Annotated in this window: 4 protein-coding genes; 2 read left to right on the forward strand and 2 right to left on the reverse strand. The window is 70.4% G+C overall.

Annotated features, from left to right (window positions below):
* Nucleotides 1–148: 148 nt before the first annotated feature.
* Nucleotides 149–1459, forward strand: coding sequence for a hypothetical protein (locus tag EJK15_RS67360; protein ID WP_138720609.1), 1311 nt, complete (start codon nt 149–151; stop codon nt 1457–1459).
* Between the two features lie 120 nt (nt 1460–1579).
* Entirely contained in the window at nt 1580–2815 is a 1236-nt protein-coding gene (locus EJK15_RS67365; protein WP_206062280.1) for a cytochrome P450 family protein, read from the forward strand.
* Between the two features lie 21 nt (nt 2816–2836).
* Here EJK15_RS67365 and EJK15_RS67370 read toward each other — a convergent pair whose 3' ends face one another.
* On the reverse strand, nt 2837–4399 hold the full coding sequence (locus EJK15_RS67370) for an LCP family protein (RefSeq protein WP_240778106.1): 1563 nt from the start codon (nt 4397–4399) through the stop codon (nt 2837–2839).
* A gap of 132 nt (nt 4400–4531) precedes the next feature.
* Nucleotides 4532–5531: neutral zinc metallopeptidase (locus EJK15_RS67375; protein WP_138720611.1), on the reverse strand; the 1000-nt coding region annotated here is incomplete at its 5' end.

The raw sequence follows: 5531 nt of genomic DNA on the forward strand, positions 1-5531 counted from the left end.
AAGAGTGCTCCTCGCTCTGGAAGGTTGTTGATCTCGACAATCCGTAATCTTCCAGATCAGGGGCACTCTTCGTTGTCTATCGGGTCATTTCGTCTCGGATCTCCTCAAGGCCTATGAATAGCCAAGGCAAGGGGCAGCCAGGATCGACGTGGAGTGTGCCCTGCAGCAGGAGTCGGAGCCGGTGCCCGCCGGTCGCGCGGAGCAGGTCGCCCAGGTGCTCCCCAAGGGAGTGTTGTTCGCGACGCCGGCGCCGGGAACGGCCGGGCAGTCGCGCGTGCCCGACGCCGAGTGGGCGCTCACCTCCGCCTGGTCCTACCAGGGACAGACCGCCACGGGGACCGCCGCCGTCTACTACGGCGCCGGCCACGACCGCCTCGTCCAGCCGATGATCTTCGCAGACGGGTTCGGCCACGGGCCCAGCGACCTGCCGGGGCTGTGGCACCACCTCAACGCGGCCTACCCGCCCCACCAGCACCGCCTGCTCGACCAGCTGCTCGCCCAGGGCATCGACGTCGTGCTGCTCGGCTTCGGCGCCCGGCACACCCACATCCAGGCCAACGCCGGGGTGGCGGCGACGTGCGTCCGCCGGGCCATCACCGAGCGGGCCGGCAGCGCGCCGCTGATCGTCGGCGGCGTCAGTGTGGGCGGGGTGATCACCCGGTACGCGCTGGCGGAGATGGAGACCCGCGGCGAGGACCACCAGACGGCGACGTACCTGTCCTACGACTCCCCGCACAACGGCGCGTGGATCCCGCTCATCCTGCAGCAGCTCGCGTACTTCTCCGAGAGCCTCGCCCCCGGCGAGGCCGGGCAGGCGGACCTGATCCGGAGCCCCGCCGCGCAGCAGGTGCTGTGGGCGTGGGTCGAGAACGGCCGCTACTCGGGCCCCGTCGCCACCGCCAGCCTGCTGCGCGTCGAGTTCCTCGAGGACCTGCGCCGGGTGGGGTGGTTCCCGGTCAGGCCGCGCAAGCTCGGGGTGGCCAACGGCGCCGCCGACGGCACCGGCAGGAACGTGCCGCCCGACGACCTGGTGTTCGAGTGGAGCGCGCTGGACGGCGTCGTCGGCGCGACCGTGCGTACCCAGGCCGATCGCGGCACCGGCAAGCTCGTCGGCGGCATGCGCGCGGTGCCGATGTGGGCGAGCAAGAGCTACACCAGCGACGTCCCGTCGTTCGACGGGGCGCCGGGCGGGACGCTCGCCTCGTACGGCATGATCGCCGACGAGCTCGGCGTGCCGATCGCGAATCGGTACCGTTCGACCTGCTTCGTCCCGTCCGTGAGCGCCGTTTCCCTCCAGTACGACCCGGTCGAGTGGACGGTCGACCTCTACACCGACATCACTGCCCTGTCTCCCGAGCAGAGCCAGCTCGACGACTACCACTGCGACTCCGACAACTCCGAGCACGGCGAGGTGACCGCCACGCTGGCCGAGTGGATCGTGGGGCAGCTCGCCAAATAGAGCCGGGCGCGAGGGGGTGCACCGCGAGGTACCCCCTCGCGCCCTCAGGCCGGAACAGGGGTGCGGGACGCGCGCGAAGCCGGTAGGACGGAACTATCACCGGACCACGGCTTCTGGGGGATGCGGATGCTGGAGGAGATGTTGCCGGGGCATGAAGGGGTGCTCGCCGATCCCTACCCGGTCTACGCCCGGCTGCGGGAGTCCGGCGCCCACCAGCGGGTGGACCTGCGCAGCGGGCTGTACGGATGGCTCGTGACCCGCTATGACGACGCCCGCGCCGCGCTCGCCGACCCGAGGCTCAGCAAGGACCCGCGCCACGCGCCGGCCGACTGGCAGGAGGCGGGGCGCGGGCGGCCGCTGGAGGACCGGTCCGGGCTGGGCACCCACCTGCTCACCACCGACCCGCCCGAGCACACCCGCCTGCGCCGCCTGGTCTCCGGCTACTTCACCCCCGGGCGGCTGGCGGCCCTGCGGCCGCGGATCGAGCGGCGGGTGGACGCGCTCATCGATGAGCTCCCCGACGACTCCCCGGGCGTCTGCGGTGCCGAGCTCATCGGGGACTTCGCGGCGCCGTTGCAGCTCGGCACGATCTGCGACGTTCTCGGCGTGCCCGCGGCGGACCGTACGGACTTCCAGCGGTGGACCACGGCCGTGGTCTCCTCCGAGGCGGAGAGCGGGGCCGGGGCCAGGCCCGAGGCGCTGCGGCGGCTGGCCGCCTACGCGGGCGAGCTGGTCGCCGCCAAGCGGCGGGAGCCCGGGGACGACGTCATCAGCGCGATCACGGCCGCCGCGGACGACGGTGAGCGGCTGACCGAGACGGAGCTGCTGTCGATGATCTTTCTGCTGCTGGTCGCCGGCTATGAGACGACGGTGGGGCTCATCGGGCTGGGCGTCTGTACGTTGCTCCGGCACCCGGACCAGCTGGACCTGCTGCGCGAGCGCCCCGGACTCGTCGATCAGGCGGTCGAGGAGCTGCTCCGCTACGACAGCCCGGTCGAGCTGGCCACCTGGCGGTTCGCCCGCGAGCCGATGGAGCTGGGCGGGGTTCGCGTACCGGAGGGACAGCCGGTCCTGGTGGCGCTGGGCGCGGCCAACCGGGACCCCGGACGCTTTCCCGAGCCGGACCGGTTCGACATCGCCCGGGAGGACACCGCCCACTTGAGCTTCGGCCTCGGGCCGCACTACTGCCTCGGCGCCATGCTGGCCAGGCTCACGGGACGGGCCGCCCTGAGCGCGATCGTGCGCCGTCTGCCCGGGCTGACCCTGGCCGTACCGCCCGAGCGGTTGCGCTGGCGGTCCAGCCTGACCGTCAGAGGCCCGCAGCGAGTTCCCGTGACGTTCGACAGGGTCTGCTGAGAGGGTCTCCTGACCGCTCGCTCAGAGGCCGCAGAGCTCGTCCAGGGACTTGGCGCCGGCCTTCTGGCTGTTGCGGGTCGGCGTCTGCGTGGGCCCCGCGGTGGGGGTCTTCCGCGTGGGCGCCGTGACGCCGGGGGAGGCGCTCACGTTGGCCGTCTGGGCCTGCTTGGCTGGCCGGAGCGAGTCGCTGATCGCCTTCCGCGAGGCCTGGCGGATCTTCACCCAGTCCGGGCGGCCCGAGTAGAACTCCGGCGGCACGAACTGCAGGCTGGTGATCTTGGCGTCCTTGACCTTGACGGCCACCTCCATCAGCGGCTGCACGAGATGCCGCGGGATGTTGGTCTGGGCCATGCGCTTGGCCGCGCCGGCGATCTTGTTGAAGTTCGTCAGGATGACCGTGGGGGTGGCCTGCTGGGCGAAGGCGCCGATGACGCAGCGCTGGCGGCCCATGCGGGAGAAGTCGTCGCTGTTGACGCGGGAGCGGCCGTACCAGAGGGCCTGCTCGCCGGACAGGCGCCGGAAGCCCGCCTTGATCGTGCCGGCGGTGCCGTACAGGCCGCCCCACTTGACATCCTGCTCGACGCGGATCTTCAGGCCGCCGATGGCGTCGACCAGCGACGCGAAGCCGTACATGTTGATCATGGCGTAGTAGTCGATCTTCAGGCCGAGCGTGTGGCCGACGGCGTCCATCAGCGCCCGCGGGCCCTTGTTCTTGCCGCCCATGAGCTGCGGGTTGTCGTTGGCGTACTGCCAGACCTCGTTGAGCAGGCCGCCGTTGGGCAGCTCGGCCATGAAGCCGTTGGGGAACTGCCTGTTCAGCGGCGAGGACGCGGGGAAGCGCACGTGCTGAAGGTTGCGCGGCAGGCTGAACAGGACCGTGTTGCCGGTCTTGAGATCCACGCTGGCCACGTTCATGCTGTCGGTCCGCACGCCGGTGCGGTTGCCCGCGGCGTCGCCGCCGACCAGCAGGAAGTTCACCCGGTCCTTGCCGCCCCACGGGTTCTCGGGGTCCTTGGCGGCCGACGGCACCTCGGGGTCGGTCTCCGTGGGGAAGATGTCGCCGATCGCGCTGTGCGCGGCCAGCATGGTGTCGGCGGTGAACGCGAACGGCGCCATGACGGCCACGCACAGCACCCCCACCACGATGCCGGTCACCACCTGGCCCTGCTGGTTCAGCCGGTTCGGGCCGAGCGCCACGTAGGAGCTCACCAGCAGCGCGAACCACGCCAGCGCGCACAATGACGCGATGACGATCACCATGACCATCATCCCGTCGTCGACGAAGGACGTCAGGCTCGCCAAGATGTTCTCGCGGGTCAGCCCGAAGGCCAGGGCGGCGAGCAGCAGCACCGCGTACACGCTGATGAGGGTCAGCCCGACACGGCGGTGCCCGGCGCGCAGGTGGGCGGCGCCGGGCACGATGGCTGACAGGGCGGTCCAGCCGAGCACGGAGGCGGTCGTCAGCGGCCTGGCGAAGCGCGGAGCGCGCGAGCGAGAGGCTGGACCGGACGCCGGGCGCGGGCGGCGCGGCGGGCGTCGTTTCCTGCCTCCTGGCACGGTGTCGGCCCCATCGCGCTTGCTCACACCGGCTCCTTTACGCCTACCAGGCAAAAACCGTCGTCTGGCCCCCGTTGGGCACAAGATTGCCAGGATTCTAGTCCCCATATATGGACATCAGAGACATGTGCCCAACATGAGATGAACGCCACGTGCCTATCAGGAGGTCGTTGAAGACGGCGCCAGCCACGTGTTGCACTGGAACGCCTTGCTCTTCTCCCACCCCTGGCGGAACCACCGGTTGTTGTTCGCCGGCGTGCCGTGGTCGCGTGGATAGCCCGGGTAGTCGCCCACCTGGCCGTAGAACCAGAACAGCCGGCTCCGGTCGCCCGTGCTGATCGGGTACGACGCCGCGACCGACCGCATCCACATGCCGCCGAAGCAGGTCGCCTGCAGCTCCAGCCGCCTGCTGAGCGCCAGCTTGCCGCTCTGGCTGGAGGAGTCGAGCGTGCTGCGCCACCAGGAGTTCATCAGGCCCGTGATGTTCTGGACATGGTGGCCGTACTCGTGGGCCATCATGCTGATGATGCCGCCGTGCCAGTTGATGATCTCGCCGTAGCCGCGGGCGTTGCCGTTGCCCGTTGCCATGGCGGAGGTGGATGCGTAGATCGTGTTGTTCCGCGGGCAATAGTACGGCACCATGCTCCCCGCCGACGGGTAGTCGCCGCACGCGCCCCTGCCGCGCTTGGCCGCGATGGCGTAGCCGGGCGGGCTGAACCGGATGCCCTGCCTCTCCAGGATCGGCTGCCATGCCCGGTCCATGCACTTGCCGGTCTTCAGGATCAGCGCCTTGAGCTGGCTGTGGTTGAAGATGTTGGTGCTGCCCCCCGAGCAGCTGAGCCGGGGGAGCGCGCCCGCCCGGTACATGGTGTTGTTCTTCAGGCTCGTGTTGAGCGTGACCTTGGGCGGCGTCGTGTCCGGCTCGTCGCCGGGATCCTCGGTCTGCTGCTGCGTGGGCTCCTGGCTCTCGCGCGTCCTCGTGGGGAAGGGGTCGGGGTCGTCGGTGTCGCGCGAGGGCGGCTCGTACGTCGGGACCGCGATCGGCGTCGTCGTCGCCGACCTCGACGAGCTCTTGAGCATCGCCGCCCCGATGACGATCAGCACGAACAGCGCGGCCACCGACCCGAACACGGCGGCGAGCTGGCTCTTATACACATCT

The sequence above is a fragment of the Nonomuraea basaltis genome, from assembly GCF_005893125.1.
Lineage (GTDB): Bacteria > Actinomycetota > Actinomycetes > Streptosporangiales > Streptosporangiaceae > Nonomuraea > Nonomuraea basaltis.